The sequence below is a fragment of the Thermostichus lividus PCC 6715 genome, from assembly GCF_002754935.1.
In the GTDB taxonomy this organism is placed as follows: domain Bacteria; phylum Cyanobacteriota; class Cyanobacteriia; order Thermosynechococcales; family Thermosynechococcaceae; genus Thermosynechococcus; species Thermosynechococcus lividus.
Genome location: NZ_CP018092.1, coordinates 804,411 through 819,696, shown reverse-complemented (window position 1 = coordinate 819,696; position 15,286 = coordinate 804,411). Strand labels below are relative to the sequence as shown.

Genomic DNA, 15,286 nt, shown 5'->3' with positions numbered 1-15,286 from the left:
CTGGTAACGGTCGATTGGGGGTGCTGTAAACCACCCCAGAGGCTCGCGGTTGGCTTGCTAACTGCAGGGCTACTAAAAGCTCCCTGCTTTAGCTGGGAGTAGTTTACAGGCTTTGACCAACGGCTAAGGAGCGAACCTCTCCCTGTCGCCGAAACACCGCCCGCTGATTTTGAATTTGTACCAATTGCCAACCGTCGTTCCCAACGCTATCGCCCACACTCAGGCGCAGGGTTTCGCCATTGGTTTGAATCAGAGCCACGGAGCGCTCCCCAAGCTCGAGAACGCCAACCAAGGTATGCTGAGGAGCCGGTGGAGCGATCGGGGCAGTGGCAACTGTATCAGTCGGCATCGGTGATGGCGCAGTTACGGTGGGGAGTTGGGGCACCGAGACTGCCGGAGCATTAGGGGGCTGATAAATAGGGACGTAAATACGTTCAACTGTCGGTGACGGGGCAGATGGGGGAACCGTTGCGGACGCAATGGTTGTAGCGGGTGTTGGGGAGGGCTGCTGACTCAAAAGCTGAAGAGAGGTTTGCAGATATTCCGCAAAGGCAATATCGGCAGCCGGTGTTGTGGCCACCTCAGGTGCAACCACTGCCGTAGGTTGGCGAGCGCCACTAATCCATAACCCCACGCTAAGGACAAAGGAGGCAATGCCAACCCCCATTAAAAAGCGATCGCGCCATGAAAAGTCGGTATTCAGGTGTAGCTTATGGGAACGCTCTGGAGCGGGAACCGCCGTTGAGTGGGGGGCTGCCAACGGTTCATAGGGGACTAAAACCGTCGTTGCAGAGGCGTCATGCGGGTCTAAAACCGCCGCAAACTCGATGGGTGTCTCTGCTTCAACCTCAGCAAACACTTCATCAATTAGACGATTCGCCTGAACATCTGTTAAGCAGGTTTCTACGGCATAGCGATCTGCCTCGTTGCTACGCCAAGAGGGATCATCGCTCTGCGTCATAGCCTATGCCTCACAATGATGACCAAGTGTAATACGGAAACTACGCCTTGCCTAACCTATCTATGCAATCCAATGCCTACTGGCCACCCCTAGGGTTGCGATCGCCCATTGCCCACACCATTTTTACCGCCTATGGTCAGCGCTATGGCTGTCCCTATCGCTGGCACCCCCAGCAGGAGCATCTCTTTGCAGGAGCGCAAGGGGTGCCCCTTTACGGCCAAGGGTGTCGGGTTCCCCACGCCCGAGGCACCCTTATTGCCACCTACGGTATTACCGGAGATCTGACGAATCAGTGGTATTTGCATACCCTTGCCCACTGGGGGCAGCAACGGCAGTTCGATGTGGTTCTGTTTGACTGGCGCGCCCATGGTCGCAGCGGCCACCTCTCGCCCACCCTCACCAGCGATGGTCTATACGAAGGCAAGGATTTATGCTTGATTGCCCAGCAGTGTAATGAACTGGGATACACCGCTCCCTACTGGTTGGTCGGCTATTCCCTTGGGGGGCAATTGGCCTTGTGGGGCGCGTGGTTCGCCCAAGGCACGAACAATGATCTCATTGCTGGGGCAGCGGTGATTTGTCCTAACTTAGACTCGAACCGCTCCTTAGCTCACCTTGGCCAGACGTTTTGGGGGCGGCAATTTGAACGCGCCATTAGTCGTGAACTCCAACGCTTGGCTCAGCAACTCCACGCCGCGCACCCCACCAGCATTGATTTGGCAGCAATTGCAGGCATCAACACCATTGCGGGTTTTGATCGGACACTGGTGATTGAACGCCTTGGCTTTCCATCGGTTGAGGCCTACTACCATGCCAGCAGCCCGCTCCATTTTTTGCCGCAGTTGCGCTTGCCGACTTGGATACTTTACGCTGCCGATGATCCACTGTTTGATCCTGCCTTGATGCCAGAACTGGTGGCGATCGCCGATCGTAACCCTGCCCTTGAAGTGGTTCTGTGCGAGTATGGTGGGCATGTGGGGTTTGTGAGTGCCCCGACATGTCAAAGGCTCTGGGGGGATCCCGACTACTGTTGGGGAATTCATCGCCTGCTGGATTGGTTAGCAGCCAAAACCATGCAGGTCTAGGTTTGTCATTAGAGGTCTGGTTGGCGGAAGCAGTTCAATGGTGAACAGTTCAAGGAATTGCTACGGGATGAATGAATTCCCAAGCTCTGATCCGGCGCCGTGTTAGTCATGGATCATCTGAGGGCACACAGAGTGTCTGGCATGCGGGCAATGCAATGTTAGCAGCTGTTAGCAGCGGCGAGGGCAACCTTGTTTGTCTGCCTCCCTATTCACCCGAGTTTAACGACATGTCGCAAGAAGTCCCCGATGCTACCGCAGGTGAATCGTGGATCGAAGTCAATCGTTTCTTTCCTTCTTCAAAAACCTGCCATGTTTGCCTGAATCAAGTGAGTAGCCTATCGCTTGAGGTTCGCAATTGGAGGTGCGAGGTTTGCACTACAGAGCATGACCGAGACGTGAACGCTGCGATCAACATCAGAAATGAAGCCTTGCGGATATCGGAGTTAGGAACTCGCTCTACTGCCTTTGGGAGGGAACGTAAGTCATCTGGTAAAACGTCGGTTTTGTTAGATGCTGTCCCCGTTGAACAAGGAAGCCGCTTATCTATTGCGTAGCGATGATGAGCGGTAGTTTACGCCTAGTATCTACTCCATTTACCTCAGTAGGCTATAGGTAGGCGCACCAGTCACTCCAACTGCCAGCGTAGAGCTTGGTTTGATGGAGACCGGCGATCGCCATCCCCAGAATATCTACACAGGCCGTGACTCCGGATCCGCAATAGACAATAATTTCCGGTGTGTTTGCCAAGGATTGCCAGTGCCGTTGTAACTCAGCCGTTGATTTGAGCAACCCATTGGCGTGGGTCATCTCCAACCACGGGTAATTGAGTGCCCTTGGAATATGCCCAGCCACCGGATCAATGGGTTCATGCTCACCCCGGTAGCGGTGCGGCTCCCGTGCATCGACAATGGCGGTTTGTGGCTGTCCTTGAGCCGCAATAACCCCTTGGCGATCCACCACCCATTCTGCTCTGGGGACAGCAACGATGTGCCCCTGACGCACTTCCGGGATCACCGTTGTGGTGGGATAACCTGCGGCAGCGTAATGGCTGTAGCCCCCATCTAACACAGCGACGCGATCGTGCCCCAGCCACCGCAATAACCACCAACACCGAGCCGCATAGGCCAACCGCGAATCATCGTAGGCCACCACTAGGGTTTGTTCCCTCACCCCCATCAACTGTAGGGTTGCGGCTAATCGTTCGGGGTCTGGCAAGGGATGCCGCCCCCCGTACTGCTGCCGCGGACTGGATAAATCCTGCTCCAAGTCTAAGTAGTAGGCACCGAGAATATGGCCCGCGCGGTACTGCTGTTGCCCTCGCTCCGGTGCCATCAAATCAAAGCGACAGTCAATCACTACGACGTTAGGGTCGTCTAGGTGGTTAGCCAGCCAAGCGGCAGTTACGGTATAGGCGCTCATCGACAAGCAACAAAGGGTTACTGGCGATCGTACCTTGGAACAGCCAAGCAAAAATTGGGGTTCAAAGTGTTGCCTGCATCGGTTATGATGGAATCTTGATGATTTTTGCCCGTGTAGCTCAGTGGTAGAGCACACCCTTGGTAAGGGTGAGGTCACGAGTTCAATCCTCGTCACGGGCTTGCTGTAGGGAGGGAGTGAGTCAGTCTCAGTTGCTAAGACAGGAGCCAACACCGACCTATGTGGGGTTTGACCCTGGGCGCGACAAATGCGGCCTCGCCCTAGCAACACCGACGGAAATCTGGGCGCATGAGGTGGTTGCCAGCGATCGCGCCCTTGCCCTTGTGCAGCACTGGCAGCGTACCTACGGCATTCGCCAAGTCATTATGGGAAACCAAACCACATCCCAGCATTGGCTGCAAACCTTGCAGGCACACCTGCCAGCTGATGTTGGCATTCACCAAGTGGATGAACGCAACAGTACCCTAGTTGCGCGCGATCGCTATTGGCAGTTATTTCCGCCCCGGGGCGTGCAGAAATTCATTCCTCACGGGCTGCGGCTCCCTCCCCGTCCCATTGATGACATTGTGGCCATCGTCCTCTTAGAACGTCACTGTGGCCATCAACTGTGCCTCAAGTCCTTTGACTTCTCTCCTCCTTGAAAGAGAGGGGATTCCCAAAGGATGCTACGCAACGGGCTGAAGCCGCATTGCTTCGCTTTTCCCTTGAGCTGTCACCCACAACTTAATGCGGGTGGGGGCAGTCAAAGACCCCCTACTCACCTCAAGCATCTCTGCTATTGGGACTACGTTTATGTTTCGGTTCGTGGTTTCGCACTTTTCAACACTAGCCAGTTCGATACGCTCAACATCCTGCCATTGCTTGCAGTGGTTTAGGCTTGCCGCCAAAGCGGTAGTGACTTACGTGCCGGGATTTCTCCGTACTAGGATGTTTCTTCGCGTAGTTGATACGTCTACTTTCCACGTCTATAGTTTAACACATAGAGAGGGCTAAAGCCCCCTGAGTTGGCTGTATCCCCTCGCTAAAGCGGAGGGGTTTTAGCCCGCCCACATCACTCCTATAATTAACGGGTTATCGTTGCGGCGCAGCATCTGTGGAGAAAGGCACCCTCATTGAGTTTCGGGTACAGAATCAGCGGCGGTTAGCGACCATCGATCGCCCTGAAGGTAAAAAGCTGTGGATTGCTATGGATCAACACCTACAATCCCATACCCTACATCCTCGCCACATTACCTTTACCGTTCCCCATGAACGGTTTCGTCCCCAAGATATTCCTGCATTTTGGCAGCAGGTGCAGTCCCTCCTTGATCCTGAGAGCCTTGAAGTCGCATGGGAAATTATCCGCGAAGAGCAGCGTACCATTACCCCGCAGGGGTTAGCGGAACTCTTGTTTGGCGAAACCACTGCCGCCACCTGCTACGCGGCCTATTATTTACTGAGTGAAGACCGTTTTTATTTCAAACTCAAAGGCGAGGTGTATGAGCCTCGCTCTGTGGCTCAAGTGGCAGAGCTAAAGCACCAACATGAGAAGGAAGCCCAACGCTTGGCAGAGGAGGCCACCTTCACGGAACATTTAGCCCAGGCCTTGGCGGGAGAGGCGGTGCAGTGGTCCGCAGGAGATCGCAAGCGCCTTGAACAATTAGAGCGTTATGCTATAGCCATTGAAACCAGTGCCCAGCATCAAGGTGCGGTGGAGTTACTCCGTCAACTGAAGCGACCCACTCAACCCCTTGGTGCCTTTCAACTACTGGTGGATTTGGGGCTGTGGTCAACGCACGAAAATCTTTTTCTGCGCCGTAGCCAGATTCAAGTTGAATTTTCTGCCAAGGTACTTGATGTGGCTCATAACTGCCTAAACTCACCACCAACGGATATAGATGCTGACCTACGCCGGGATCTGACGCATCTGAAGGTCTATACCATTGACGATGAAAGTACCCAAGAAATTGACGATGGTTTGAGTGTTGAAGTCGTGGGCGATCGCCAAAAGCTGTGGATTCATATTGCGGATCCAAGCCGCTGGGTGATGGCCGATGATGTGCTAGACCATGAAGCCCGCCGCCGCGCCACGACCGTGTATTTACCCACGGGCATCATTCCCATGTTTCCCTCGGAGTTGGCCACAGGCCCGATGAGCTTGGTGGAAGGGCGTCTCTGCTGTGCTTTGAGTTTTGGCATCCTCTTGGCCGAGAGCGGCGAAGTCCTCGAATACGAAATTTGCCCAAGCTGGATTCGCCCCACCTACCGCCTAAGCTACGATGATGTGGATATGATCTTAGAGCAGGCGGTGCCCGCCGAAGCCGATCTGCTGGCGATCGCCCACTGGGGCAACCGCCGTAGCCAATGGCGGCAACAGCGCGGCGCCATCCGTATTGATATTCCTGAGCCGAGTATTAAGGTCGCCGGTGAGGAGGTGGAGATCTCCCCGCTGCGGGACTCGCCAGCGCGACAACTGGTTGCGGAAATGATGATTTTAGCTGGCGAAGTAGCAGCGGATTACGGTTTGCGCGAAGGGATTCCCTTGCCCTTTCGCTGTCAATCTCCACCAGAGTTGCCCCCCGACGACGAATTACGCCAACTTCCCGCTGGCGTCGTGCGCGACTGTGCCATTCGTCGCTGTATGCCTCGCAGTGAAATGAGCACCCAGCCTAACCCCCACGCCAGTTTAGGCCTAGATGCCTACTGCCAAGTAACCTCCCCAATCCGTCGCTATACCGATTTGCTGGCGCACCGCCAAATTAAAGCCCATCTGCGCGGCGAAACACCCCCCCTTACCCCAGAGCAACTGAACGAACTACTGCTGCGACTCGTTTCCTCCATTCAAGAGTCATCCTTAGTGGAGCGACAAACCAATCGCTACTGGTGCCTTGAGTACCTGCGCCGCCACCGCGATGAAGTGTGGCGGGGAATCTTACTGCGCTGGTTGCGACCAGAGGAGAACTTGGGTTTAGTGCTCTTAGAAGACTTGGGGGTAGAGTTGGCCATGCGTTTGCAGCGCCAAGCAAACTTGGGTGAATCGCTGCTAGTGCGCGCCAGTCGGGTTGATCCCCGCAGTGATCAAATTTGGCTGGAGGAAGTCTCAGAGGTTCCGTCTTCGCCGGCGGCGACGGTTACGCCATAATTCCTTTAGTAAAGGAGATTTGCTATGGGAGTTGAAAAACTTGCTGCCCTACGGCACCTAATTGGGGAACTGGAGCAAGCGCTGATTGCCTATTCCGGTGGTATTGACAGTACCCTTGTGGCAAAGGTGGCCAAGGATGTCTTAGGCGATCGCGCCGTGGCGGTTACCGCAGTGTCTCCCTCGCTCTTTCCTGCGGATCTAGAAGATGCCCGCATTCAAGCAGCGGCCATTGGCATTCGCCATGAACTCATTGAAACCCACGAACTTGAGAATCCCAACTATGCGACCAATCCGGTGAATCGCTGCTACTTTTGCAAAAGTGAGTTGCACGATCGCCTGCGAGGGCTTGCCCAAGAGTGGGGCTACGACTACATTGTGGATGGGGTGAATGCCGATGACCTCCAAGACTATCGTCCGGGCATTGCCGCTGCCAAGGAGCGGGGGGTGCGATCGCCCCTTGCGGAAGTGGGGATCAGTAAGCTAGAGGTGCGCGAAATTGCCAAATCCTTGGGGTTGCCGTGGTGGAATAAGCCTGCCCAACCCTGCCTCAGTTCGCGGTTTCCCTACGGGGAGGCAATTACCCTTGCAAAACTACAGCGAGTGGGGCAGGCCGAGTATTATCTGCGACAGCAGGGCTGGGAACCCTGTCGCGTGCGTAGCCATGGTGACACAGCGCGCATTGAAATCCTCCAGGCGCAAATCCCTGAATTTATTCACCAAACCGATTTAGAAAAACTGGTGCACTATTTTCAATCCTTGGGCTTTACCTACGTAACCCTTGATCTAGAAGGGTTTCGCAGTGGCAACCTCAATGGGTGATAGCAGCAGGGCGCGATCGCTAACTCGGTTGTAGGGACTCAAACTCTGGAGAATATCGCGGCCATAGGTGCGTTCGGTCAACCGCCGATCTAAAATAGCCACCCAAGGCTCATCTTGACGCAGGGGCGCAATGAGCCGATCCAGCAGGGTCAGGCATTCCGGCAGTAAATAATGGCGAAACCAATCCTGCTGTTGTTGCTTATGCCAGTCAATGCAAGCGCTGACTAGCGCCTTTTCTGGTGAAGGCAACGGCAAGGTAGTAAGCACTAATAGGGTGGGGCAGGGAAACTGCGGCGCAGCCTGCAACCAAAACGTGGGGCTGCTAACCAGAATGGGGTGGGGCTGATCACTCAGGGTATCTAACTGAACGCGCGAGCCATAGAGCGCCGCCAACTGGGTAGCTAACTGCTCCCGCAGCGGCACATCGGGCACGATCACCACCACCGACTGATGCCCAACGCGGCCAATCAGATCGTAGAGCCGTCTGAGGGTGGCTGCCGCAAAGGCTGGCGTATTGGGCAAGGGTAAATCTTCGGCAATGTAGAGGGTGATGGCTTCGCTATGGCGATCGCTACTGAACTTAACGGTGGTTTGCGGTGGAATCGCTAACTGGTGTTGCAAATAGGCCAAGGGTGGCTCAGCATCGGGGCCGCTGCCAATGAGCACAAAGGGCGCAGAAAGCCAAACGGGTTGCCAATAGGGGCGCAGGTTGAGGGGGTGGCTATAGAGGCTAAAGTAGCCAGCAGTGGGATGGCGACGGCTCCACAGCACCGTATCTGGCTGGCCTAAATAGGCCTGTAGCTGCTGCCAACAGGGGGGCAACGTCGCCGAGCAATGATCCAAGAGGGTTTGCAGAAGCTGCCGCTCCAGAGGTGCCAGTAAATAATCGCCGTAGGGGTTGCTGGGGCGTTGGAAAAGCTGGTGTGCCAACTGGGCATAGGTATGGCGAATCTGCTCTAGGGCAGTAGGAGCCGCTAATTTCAGATGCTCCCAATCCGCTGCCCCAATCTCGCAGGTCAAGTGCTGTTGGCTGAGTCTGGGTAGTTCTTCAACACCATCAATAAGGGTGACAACCGCCTCAGGCAGTAACTGGGAAGCCGTGCCAAGCTGTGCTGCCACCCACTCCTCGAGGCTCATCACCAGCACCCCAGTGAAGCCAACTGGCCAGCGATCGCCGCGCTGTACCGATTTCGTCACCGCTAGGAAGGAAAGTAACTCTGGAATTTCTTGGTGCAGGAGGGTCGCCAATCGTTGCTCGGGCACGACGACGAGCACCGGTTCGGGGTAGAGCAGGGCAGGCAGTAAATAGCTCAGGCCATAACAATGCTGCCAAACTGCCCGTGCAGTGACCTGAAGCACACACCCCCGCCGTAGCCGCAAGGCACGTGCTACTAATCGCGCCAAGGTGAGATGGTGCGGCCACAGGCGATCGCCCAGATGGGCGCGCCGTAGGCGATCGCCACTGTGGCGTAAAAACGCCCGTAACTGGCGGTGAACCTCGGCCTCAATCACAGTCTGCTCACTGAGCCACAACAATCCCTCATTGTGGCATGTTAGCCGCGCTCCCGTCGCTGTTTCAGTGCTGCTCGCGCTTCTTCGCGATCGTCAAAGTGCACTTTTTCCGTCCCTAAAATTTGATAGTCTTCGTGACCTTTACCGGCAATCACCACCCCATCCCCCGGCTTGGCGTCCAGAATAGCAGAGATGATAGCGGTACGGCGATCGGCTTCAACTATCATCGGGGTTTGGGGCGGAATTCCCGCGATAATATCATCCAAAATCCGGTGTGGGTCTTCGGTACGCGGGTTGTCGGAGGTCACCACCACCTGATCCGCTAAGCGAGCGGCAATCGCGCCCATTTGTGGCCGTTTGGTGCGATCGCGATCGCCCCCACAGCCAAACACACAAATAAGGCGACCGGGAATAAAAGGACGCGCTGCCCGCAATAAGTTATCGAGGCTATCCGGCGTATGGGCATAGTCCACCAACACCGTAATATCTTGGTCAGGGGCAATACGCACCTGCTCCATGCGACCGGGTACACCGCCAAAATCTTGCAGCGCCTTTAGCATTGACTCTAAGGGCAGCCCCACCGCTGCCCCCATGGCGATCGCCCCTAGGACATTGGCCACATTAAACTGCCCTACTAACGGCGAGTTTAGCGTTCCCGTGCCGATGGGGGTGTGCAGCGTTCCGGTGACACCATTCACCCGATAGGTGAGATCCACGGCGGTAAAGTCAGCACCCTCCCCAAGGCCATAAGTCCAGACCTGCTCTGGAGCTAATTGCTGCGCCAGCCGCTGCCCAAAGGGATCATCTCGATTAATGATGGCTTTCCCCTTCAGGTACTCTGGCGTAAATAGCTTGGCCTTGGCCGCAAAATAATCCTCTAAATCGCGGTGATAGTCCAGATGATCTTGGGTCAAATTCGTAAACACCGCCGCCTCAAACTGACACCCCCAGACCCGATCCTGCGCCAGCGCATGGGAGCTTACCTCCATCACCCCAAAACGACACCCCGCTGCTACTGCCGCCGCCAACTGCTCTTGCAGCGTCACCGCAAAGGGGGTGGTGTGGCTGGCCACTTCATAATGCCCCGGCCAGCGACTGTAGAGGGTACCCAAGAGTGCCGTGGGATACCCCACCGTGCTCAACAGATGTTCAATCAAATGGGTTGTGGTGGTTTTACCATTGGTGCCCGTTACCCCCAGCAGGCTCAGACGTTGGGCAGGCGTGTTGTAAAATGCTGCAGCCAAGGCACCACAGGCACGCTCAACATTCTCCACCACAATGACACAGGCACTGCCGTCATTGGCCTTTGCTTGGGGAGACACCACCGCAGCGATCGCCCCTGCCGCTAAGGCACTAGGCCAAAAATTGCCGCCATCAACGCGGGTACCGGGCATACCAATGAATAACGTTCCATCTTGGCAGTCCCAAGAGTTAGTGCTGAGGTGCTGCACCTCTTGCTCCAGCGCAGGATGCTCAATTGTCGTAGCAATCTGGGCAGCATTAAGAAGTTCCCGTAGCTTCATCGATGCATGTCCTCAAATTTACGGGGGGTTTCCCCCTATTGCGAGCGATTCTAAACCATCATGCCCTGATTACAGGCAATTTCACGAACATCATCACTGCGCAGCGGCGGATTCCAGATACCGTGTCAAGTGATGGGTAACGTTAGCTGAAGCACTATCCGCTGCATGGGTGGCCAAGGAGTCGCTTGAAAAATAAGCGGTATAGTAAGAAACAGCAAGAATTATGAAGTTTAGTGAAGTGTCATGCACGTTGCGCCCTTTGCCTCTGATCTGCCGCTGATCAACGAAGCCTTGCGGTCGAGCTACCAAGCTGTCCAGTGGGGAAAGAATATCCTAGCGATCGCCCACAAAACCCTGAGTGCACGCCTGTTTAACAGCCTTTTTCCCACAGAAGAGCGCACACAGCCCCTCAGCCCCGAATTGCAGACTTGGTTAAAGGAGCGCTACGAAGCCCTGCTCAATAGTGACTGGCAGGATGCCGCCGCTGGATTTTACCCGGCAAGCCTTTTATTTGATGGGCTTTGGCAGGAATTTTGGCAGTTTTATCCGGTTCTGTGGCTGGATTTACCCCAAATGTGGCAGCGGGCGCGATCGCGGCGGTTTCAGGATTTTGCAGACACGATTTCCCTAGATGCCTATCCGCAGTACTACCGCCAAAACTTCCACTACCAAACCGATGGCTATCTCAGCGAAACCTCGGCCAATCTGTACGATCTACAGGTCGAAATCCTCTTTGGCGGCACAGCGGACGCGATGCGGCGGCGGGTTATTGCCCCCATTGCTCGGCACCTGCAGATCCTTCCCCCCACCCCACCAGTGCGGGTTCTAGATGTTGCCTGCGGCACAGGACGCACCCTCAAACAATTGCGCTACGGATTTCCAGAGGCAGCCCTGTTTGGCATTGATTTGTCCCCCACCTATCTGCGCAAAGCCAACAGCTTACTGGCCGAGCAAGTCGGAGACCTCCCTCAACTCATTCAAGGTAGCGCCGAGGCATTGCCCTACATTGACAACTACTTCAATGCCATTACCTGCGTGTTCCTCTTCCATGAACTGCCAGCCCCCGTGCGACAACAGGTGATTGACGAATGCGCACGGGTGCTCCAGCCCGGCGGCATATTTGTCATCTGCGATTCAATTCAGGCCATTGATTCACCAGCGCAGCGGCCTATGATGGAGAACTTTGCCAACCTATTCCATGAACCCTTTTACCGCAACTACATTGAAGATGATCTCAACCATCGTCTAGAAAAGGCTGGTCTGGTGGTGCAGGAGGTGCAGCACCACTTCATGAGTAAGTACTGGATTGCAGTTAAACCCCAAGAGGGTGGCGATTCATCGCCAGCCGCAGCGATCCCCCCGCTCTAGACGGCAGGGTATGCCATGAGGCAAGATAAATTGAGCCATTCAACGTAAAAGCCCCAGAAAAGTAATGCAACTGCAAACGGTTTCTACACCTATTCCCGACTGGTCTGGTGATTTGTTGGCGATCGCCCTTTTTCAAAGTGAGGGCACCCTGACCCTCACCGATCCCTACACCCAGCTTGACCAACGCCTCAATGGTCTACTGCAGGAGATGATTAACGACGGTGAGTTTGAGGGCAAAGCCGGTACATCGTTGCTCATCCGGTTGCTACCAAACATTCCCATTAAAAAGCTGTTTCTGATTGGGTTGGGCAGTCGCGATGAATTTACGCTGGATACCCTGCGCCGCACCGCCGCCACCATTGCCCGAACCGCCCGTCGCGAACGGGCAAAAACCCTAGCCATCAGCGCCCCCCTAGAGAACATGGATTCCGGGGAAATAAGCCAGGCCTTGGCCGAGGGAGTGCTCCTAGCCCTGCACAGTGATCTGCGCTTTAAGTCCGATCCAGAAGCGCGCAAACTCCTTCCCTATCCAGAGAGTGTGAGTTTCCTAGGGTTAGGAGATCAAAGTGCAGCCCTCGCCCGTGCCCAACAGATCTGCGATGGCGTCATTCTGGCGCGGGAACTCGTGAATGCCCCAGCCAACGAGGTTACCCCAGTCACTTTGGCGGAAACAGCTCAAACCATTGCCGATCGCCATGGCCTCACCGCCAAAATTCTCGAGCGGGACGACTGTGCTGCCTTGGGGATGGGTGCTTTTTTAGGGGTTGCCCAAGCCTCAGAGATGCCACCCAAGTTCATCCACCTCACCTACACTGGCGCCGAGCCAATTCAGAAAAAAATTGCCCTCATCGGTAAAGGGCTAACCTTTGATTCCGGTGGCCTCAACCTCAAAACCCAAGGCGGCATTGAAACCATGAAGATGGACATGGGGGGAGCCGCCGCAGTGCTGGGGGCAGCGCAAGTCATTGGCCAATTGAAACCTGCAGGTATTGAGGTTCACTTTATTGTTGCTGCCACCGAAAACATGATTAGTGGCCGGGCGATGCATCCGGGGGATATTCTGACGGCATCTAACGGCAAGACCATTGAAGTGAATAATACCGATGCTGAAGGCCGCCTCACCCTTGCCGATGCCCTAGTTTATGCCGAAAAGCTGGAAGTGGATGCCATTGTGGATTTAGCAACCCTGACGGGGGCTTGCATTGTTGCCCTTGGAGACACGATTGCCGGACTCTGGAGTAACGATACTGACTTAGCCAAAGCCTTGCAACAGGCCAGCGATCGCAGCGGCGAAAAGCTGTGGCAAATGCCCTTAGAAAGCAAGTATTTTGAAGGGATGAAATCCCAAGTGGCCGACATGAAAAACACAGGCCCACGCGCCGCTGGCTCCATTACAGCCGCTCTGTTTTTACAGCAATTTGTCAACAACACCCCTTGGGCACACTTGGATATTGCTGGGCCAGTTTGGACTGAAAAAGAAGATGGCTACAATAACCCCTGTGGCACTGGCTATCCTGTGCGCACCTTAGTAGAGTGGTTAACTAGCTACGCCACTCCTTAGCCTCCGATGCGATCGCCCCAACGCTTGGTGGTTGACCCAAGCCAAATTCAGGAGCAGGTTGTTACCCTAACCCCTGCCCAAGCCCACTACCTCCACCATGTGCTGCGCCTAAAACCCACTGATCCCCTGTGGATTCTGGATGGCCACGGTCACCGCTGGCAGGCGCAATTGGGGGGCGATCGCACCACGGTGCAGTTACTAGACGCCCACTGCGGCCACAGTGAACTAGCCACGGAGATTATCCTCTGCCTAGCTCTATTGAAAACGGCAACCTTTGAACAGGTGCTCCAGCAGGCCACCGAACTAGGGGTCAGGCAAATTATCCCCATCCGCACAGCGCGATCGCTCCTCCAGCCCAGTGCCAATAAATATCAACGCTGGCGGCGCATCCTCCAAGAAGCTGCCGAACAATCCGAGCGCCTCTACGTACCCACAATTACCGATCCGTTAACGGTGCCAGCCATGGTTGAGGTTGCCCCCCAGGGCTATATTGGCAGCCTGCGCGCTACCACCCTATTCGCCGACTACCTAGCAGGGATGAACTTTAACGCCCCAATTGCCGTGGCGATCGGGCCTGAAGGCGGTTGGACAACCCCAGAACTGGATTTAGTCCTCAGTGCTGGTTGGCAAGAATTTTCCTTAGGACGGCGCACTCTCCGAGCCGTAACCGCGGCGATCGCCACCCTCAGCCTGCTGAGCCACTACAGCGAACAGCACCACCCCACAATGTGAGCCAGCCCTCCATTACCTACCCCGCCCCATAGGCAGATAGGACGTTCCGCCCCCTCAGTGAACGTGGCATTGACAACGTCACTTTAACCTCGATACACTAGAAGTTCGGTGAAATTAACGTAAGCAGCAATGCCCACCATCCAGCAACTTATCCGCCAAGAGCGGGAACTGTTGAAAAAGAAAACAAAATCACCAGCCCTCAAAAGCTGTCCGCAGCGGCGCGGTGTCTGTACCCGGGTCTACACCACCACGCCCAAAAAGCCCAACTCGGCACTGCGCAAAGTCGCACGGGTACGCCTTACTTCTGGCTTTGAAGTTACCGCCTATATCCCCGGTATTGGCCATAACCTACAAGAGCACTCCGTTGTCATGATTCGTGGTGGCCGGGTCAAAGACCTGCCCGGTGTTCGCTACCATATTATTCGCGGTACCCTCGACACTGCTGGGGTCAAAGATCGCAAGCAAGGTCGCTCCAAATACGGTGCCAAGCGCCCAAAACCCGGTGAAGCCACTGCCACCGGCAAGAAAAAATAGTTCTATCCTCCTAGTTTTAACTCAGTCCACCCTAGATTGACCCCATTCATCATCCACTAGAGCAAACGCAAAACTCCTATGTCTCGTCGCACTCGCGCTCAAAAACGCCCCACCTCCCCTGATCCGGTGTACAACAACATTTTGGTGAACATGCTGATCCAGCGGATCATGCTGAACGGCAAAAAATCCCTAGCCAGCCGTATCGTCTATAGCGCGATGAAAACAGTAGAAGAGCGAACCGGAGAAGATGCCCTGCAACTTTTTGAGCGCGCCATCAAAAATGCCACCCCCCTTGTAGAAGTCAAAGCCCGGCGGGTTGGCGGCGCTACCTATCAAGTTCCTATGGAAGTACGCCCCGATCGCGGCATTGCCCTAGCATTGCGCTGGTTAGTGCAGTTTTCCCGCAAGCGAGCAGGTCGTTCCATGGCTGCCAAATTAGCCAACGAACTGATGGATGCAGCGAATGAAACCGGTAGCACCATCCGTAAACGGGAAGAAACCCACAAAATGGCCGAAGCGAATAAAGCGTTTGCCCACTATCGCTATTAAACGCCGCAAAATGCAACAACCCGTCAAAGAGTTGGATACAATTAGTTAAGAATTCTAACGCAATGCAACAAATAAGGAGGTAGC

At 55.1% G+C, this 15,286-nt stretch carries 13 protein-coding genes, 1 tRNA gene and 1 pseudogene; 11 read left to right on the top strand and 4 right to left on the bottom strand.

Annotated features, from left to right (window positions below; all coding sequences use genetic code 11):
- Nucleotides 1-103: 103 nt before the first annotated feature.
- Nucleotides 104-961, bottom strand: a complete 858-nt coding sequence (locus tag BRW62_RS04125; protein ID WP_099798399.1) for a RodZ family helix-turn-helix domain-containing protein — start codon at nt 959-961, stop codon at nt 104-106.
- Between the two features lie 62 nt (nt 962-1,023).
- Here BRW62_RS04125 and BRW62_RS04120 point away from each other — a divergent pair, with 62 nt between their 5' ends.
- Nucleotides 1,024-2,046 (top strand): YheT family hydrolase, encoded by a 1,023-nt coding sequence (locus BRW62_RS04120; protein WP_099798398.1) that lies wholly within the window; start codon nt 1,024-1,026, stop codon nt 2,044-2,046.
- A 257-nt stretch (nt 2,047-2,303) separates the two neighbouring features.
- Nucleotides 2,304-2,600, top strand: a pseudogene (locus tag BRW62_RS15075) (zinc ribbon domain-containing protein); the annotation flags it as partial.
- Nucleotides 2,601-2,652: 52 nt separating this feature from the next.
- Here the strand turns inward: BRW62_RS15075 and BRW62_RS04110 are convergent.
- On the bottom strand, nt 2,653-3,465 hold the full coding sequence (locus BRW62_RS04110) for a sulfurtransferase (RefSeq protein ID WP_099798397.1): 813 nt from the start codon (nt 3,463-3,465) through the stop codon (nt 2,653-2,655).
- A gap of 107 nt (nt 3,466-3,572) precedes the next feature.
- Here BRW62_RS04110 and BRW62_RS04105 point away from each other — a divergent pair.
- From BRW62_RS04105 to larE, 4 genes are all read left to right on the top strand, one after another.
- Nucleotides 3,573-3,644, top strand: a tRNA-Thr gene (locus BRW62_RS04105).
- Nucleotides 3,645-3,659: 15 nt separating this feature from the next.
- Nucleotides 3,660-4,124: a RuvC family protein gene (locus tag BRW62_RS04100; protein WP_227517562.1), complete on the top strand. Its 465-nt coding sequence runs from the start codon at nt 3,660-3,662 to the stop codon at nt 4,122-4,124.
- Between the two features lie 452 nt (nt 4,125-4,576).
- Nucleotides 4,577-6,604 carry a ribonuclease catalytic domain-containing protein gene (locus tag BRW62_RS04095; protein WP_099798396.1) on the top strand — a complete coding sequence of 676 codons (2,028 nt, stop codon included), beginning with the start codon at nt 4,577-4,579 and terminating at the stop codon, nt 6,602-6,604.
- Nucleotides 6,605-6,628: 24 nt separating this feature from the next.
- A complete protein-coding gene (larE, locus tag BRW62_RS04090) occupies nt 6,629-7,423 on the top strand; it encodes an ATP-dependent sacrificial sulfur transferase LarE (protein WP_099798395.1) in 795 nt (264 codons plus the stop codon).
- Here the strand turns inward: larE and BRW62_RS04085 are convergent.
- Both BRW62_RS04085 and BRW62_RS04080 read right to left on the bottom strand, forming a co-directional pair.
- The gene (locus BRW62_RS04085) at nt 7,388-8,935 is read right to left on the bottom strand and encodes an ATP-dependent DNA helicase (protein ID WP_099799821.1); all 1,548 of its coding nucleotides are present in this window, start codon (nt 8,933-8,935) and stop codon (nt 7,388-7,390) included. The two genes, larE and BRW62_RS04085, sit on opposite strands and share 36 nt — an antisense overlap.
- A gap of 41 nt (nt 8,936-8,976) precedes the next feature.
- On the bottom strand, nt 8,977-10,458 hold the full coding sequence (locus tag BRW62_RS04080; RefSeq protein WP_099798394.1) for a UDP-N-acetylmuramoyl-L-alanyl-D-glutamate--2,6-diaminopimelate ligase: 1,482 nt from the start codon (nt 10,456-10,458) through the stop codon (nt 8,977-8,979).
- Between the two features lie 243 nt (nt 10,459-10,701).
- Between BRW62_RS04080 and BRW62_RS04075 the strand changes: the two genes are divergently transcribed.
- The 5 genes from BRW62_RS04075 (at nt 10,702) to rpsG (ending at nt 15,202) form a co-directional block, all read left to right on the top strand.
- On the top strand, nt 10,702-11,826 hold the full coding sequence (locus BRW62_RS04075) for a class I SAM-dependent methyltransferase (RefSeq protein ID WP_099798393.1): 1,125 nt from the start codon (nt 10,702-10,704) through the stop codon (nt 11,824-11,826).
- Nucleotides 11,827-11,890: 64 nt separating this feature from the next.
- Nucleotides 11,891-13,387 (top strand): leucyl aminopeptidase, encoded by a 1,497-nt coding sequence (locus BRW62_RS04070; protein WP_099798392.1) that lies wholly within the window; start codon nt 11,891-11,893, stop codon nt 13,385-13,387.
- A gap of 6 nt (nt 13,388-13,393) precedes the next feature.
- Nucleotides 13,394-14,119 (top strand): RsmE family RNA methyltransferase, encoded by a 726-nt coding sequence (locus BRW62_RS04065; protein ID WP_099798391.1) that lies wholly within the window; start codon nt 13,394-13,396, stop codon nt 14,117-14,119.
- A 129-nt stretch (nt 14,120-14,248) separates the two neighbouring features.
- The gene (rpsL, locus tag BRW62_RS04060; protein WP_099798390.1) at nt 14,249-14,653 is read left to right on the top strand and encodes a 30S ribosomal protein S12; all 405 of its coding nucleotides are present in this window, start codon (nt 14,249-14,251) and stop codon (nt 14,651-14,653) included.
- A gap of 78 nt (nt 14,654-14,731) precedes the next feature.
- Nucleotides 14,732-15,202, top strand: coding sequence for a 30S ribosomal protein S7 (gene rpsG, locus BRW62_RS04055; RefSeq protein ID WP_099798389.1), 471 nt, complete (start codon nt 14,732-14,734; stop codon nt 15,200-15,202).
- Nucleotides 15,203-15,286: the final 84 nt, after the last annotated feature.

Coding starts and splice junctions, on each gene's coding strand:
- BRW62_RS04125 (WP_099798399.1), bottom strand. CDS start 961: ATGACGCAGAGCGATGATCCCTCTTGGCGTAGCAACGAGGCAGATCGC.
- BRW62_RS04120 (WP_099798398.1), top strand. CDS start 1,024: ATGCAATCCAATGCCTACTGGCCACCCCTAGGGTTGCGATCGCCCATT.
- BRW62_RS04110 (WP_099798397.1), bottom strand. CDS start 3,465: ATGAGCGCCTATACCGTAACTGCCGCTTGGCTGGCTAACCACCTAGAC.
- larE (WP_099798395.1), top strand. CDS start 6,629: ATGGGAGTTGAAAAACTTGCTGCCCTACGGCACCTAATTGGGGAACTG.
- BRW62_RS04080 (WP_099798394.1), bottom strand. CDS start 10,458: ATGAAGCTACGGGAACTTCTTAATGCTGCCCAGATTGCTACGACAATT.
- BRW62_RS04075 (WP_099798393.1), top strand. CDS start 10,702: ATGCACGTTGCGCCCTTTGCCTCTGATCTGCCGCTGATCAACGAAGCC.
- BRW62_RS04070 (WP_099798392.1), top strand. CDS start 11,891: ATGCAACTGCAAACGGTTTCTACACCTATTCCCGACTGGTCTGGTGAT.
- BRW62_RS04065 (WP_099798391.1), top strand. CDS start 13,394: ATGCGATCGCCCCAACGCTTGGTGGTTGACCCAAGCCAAATTCAGGAG.
- rpsL (WP_099798390.1), top strand. CDS start 14,249: ATGCCCACCATCCAGCAACTTATCCGCCAAGAGCGGGAACTGTTGAAA.
- rpsG (WP_099798389.1), top strand. CDS start 14,732: ATGTCTCGTCGCACTCGCGCTCAAAAACGCCCCACCTCCCCTGATCCG.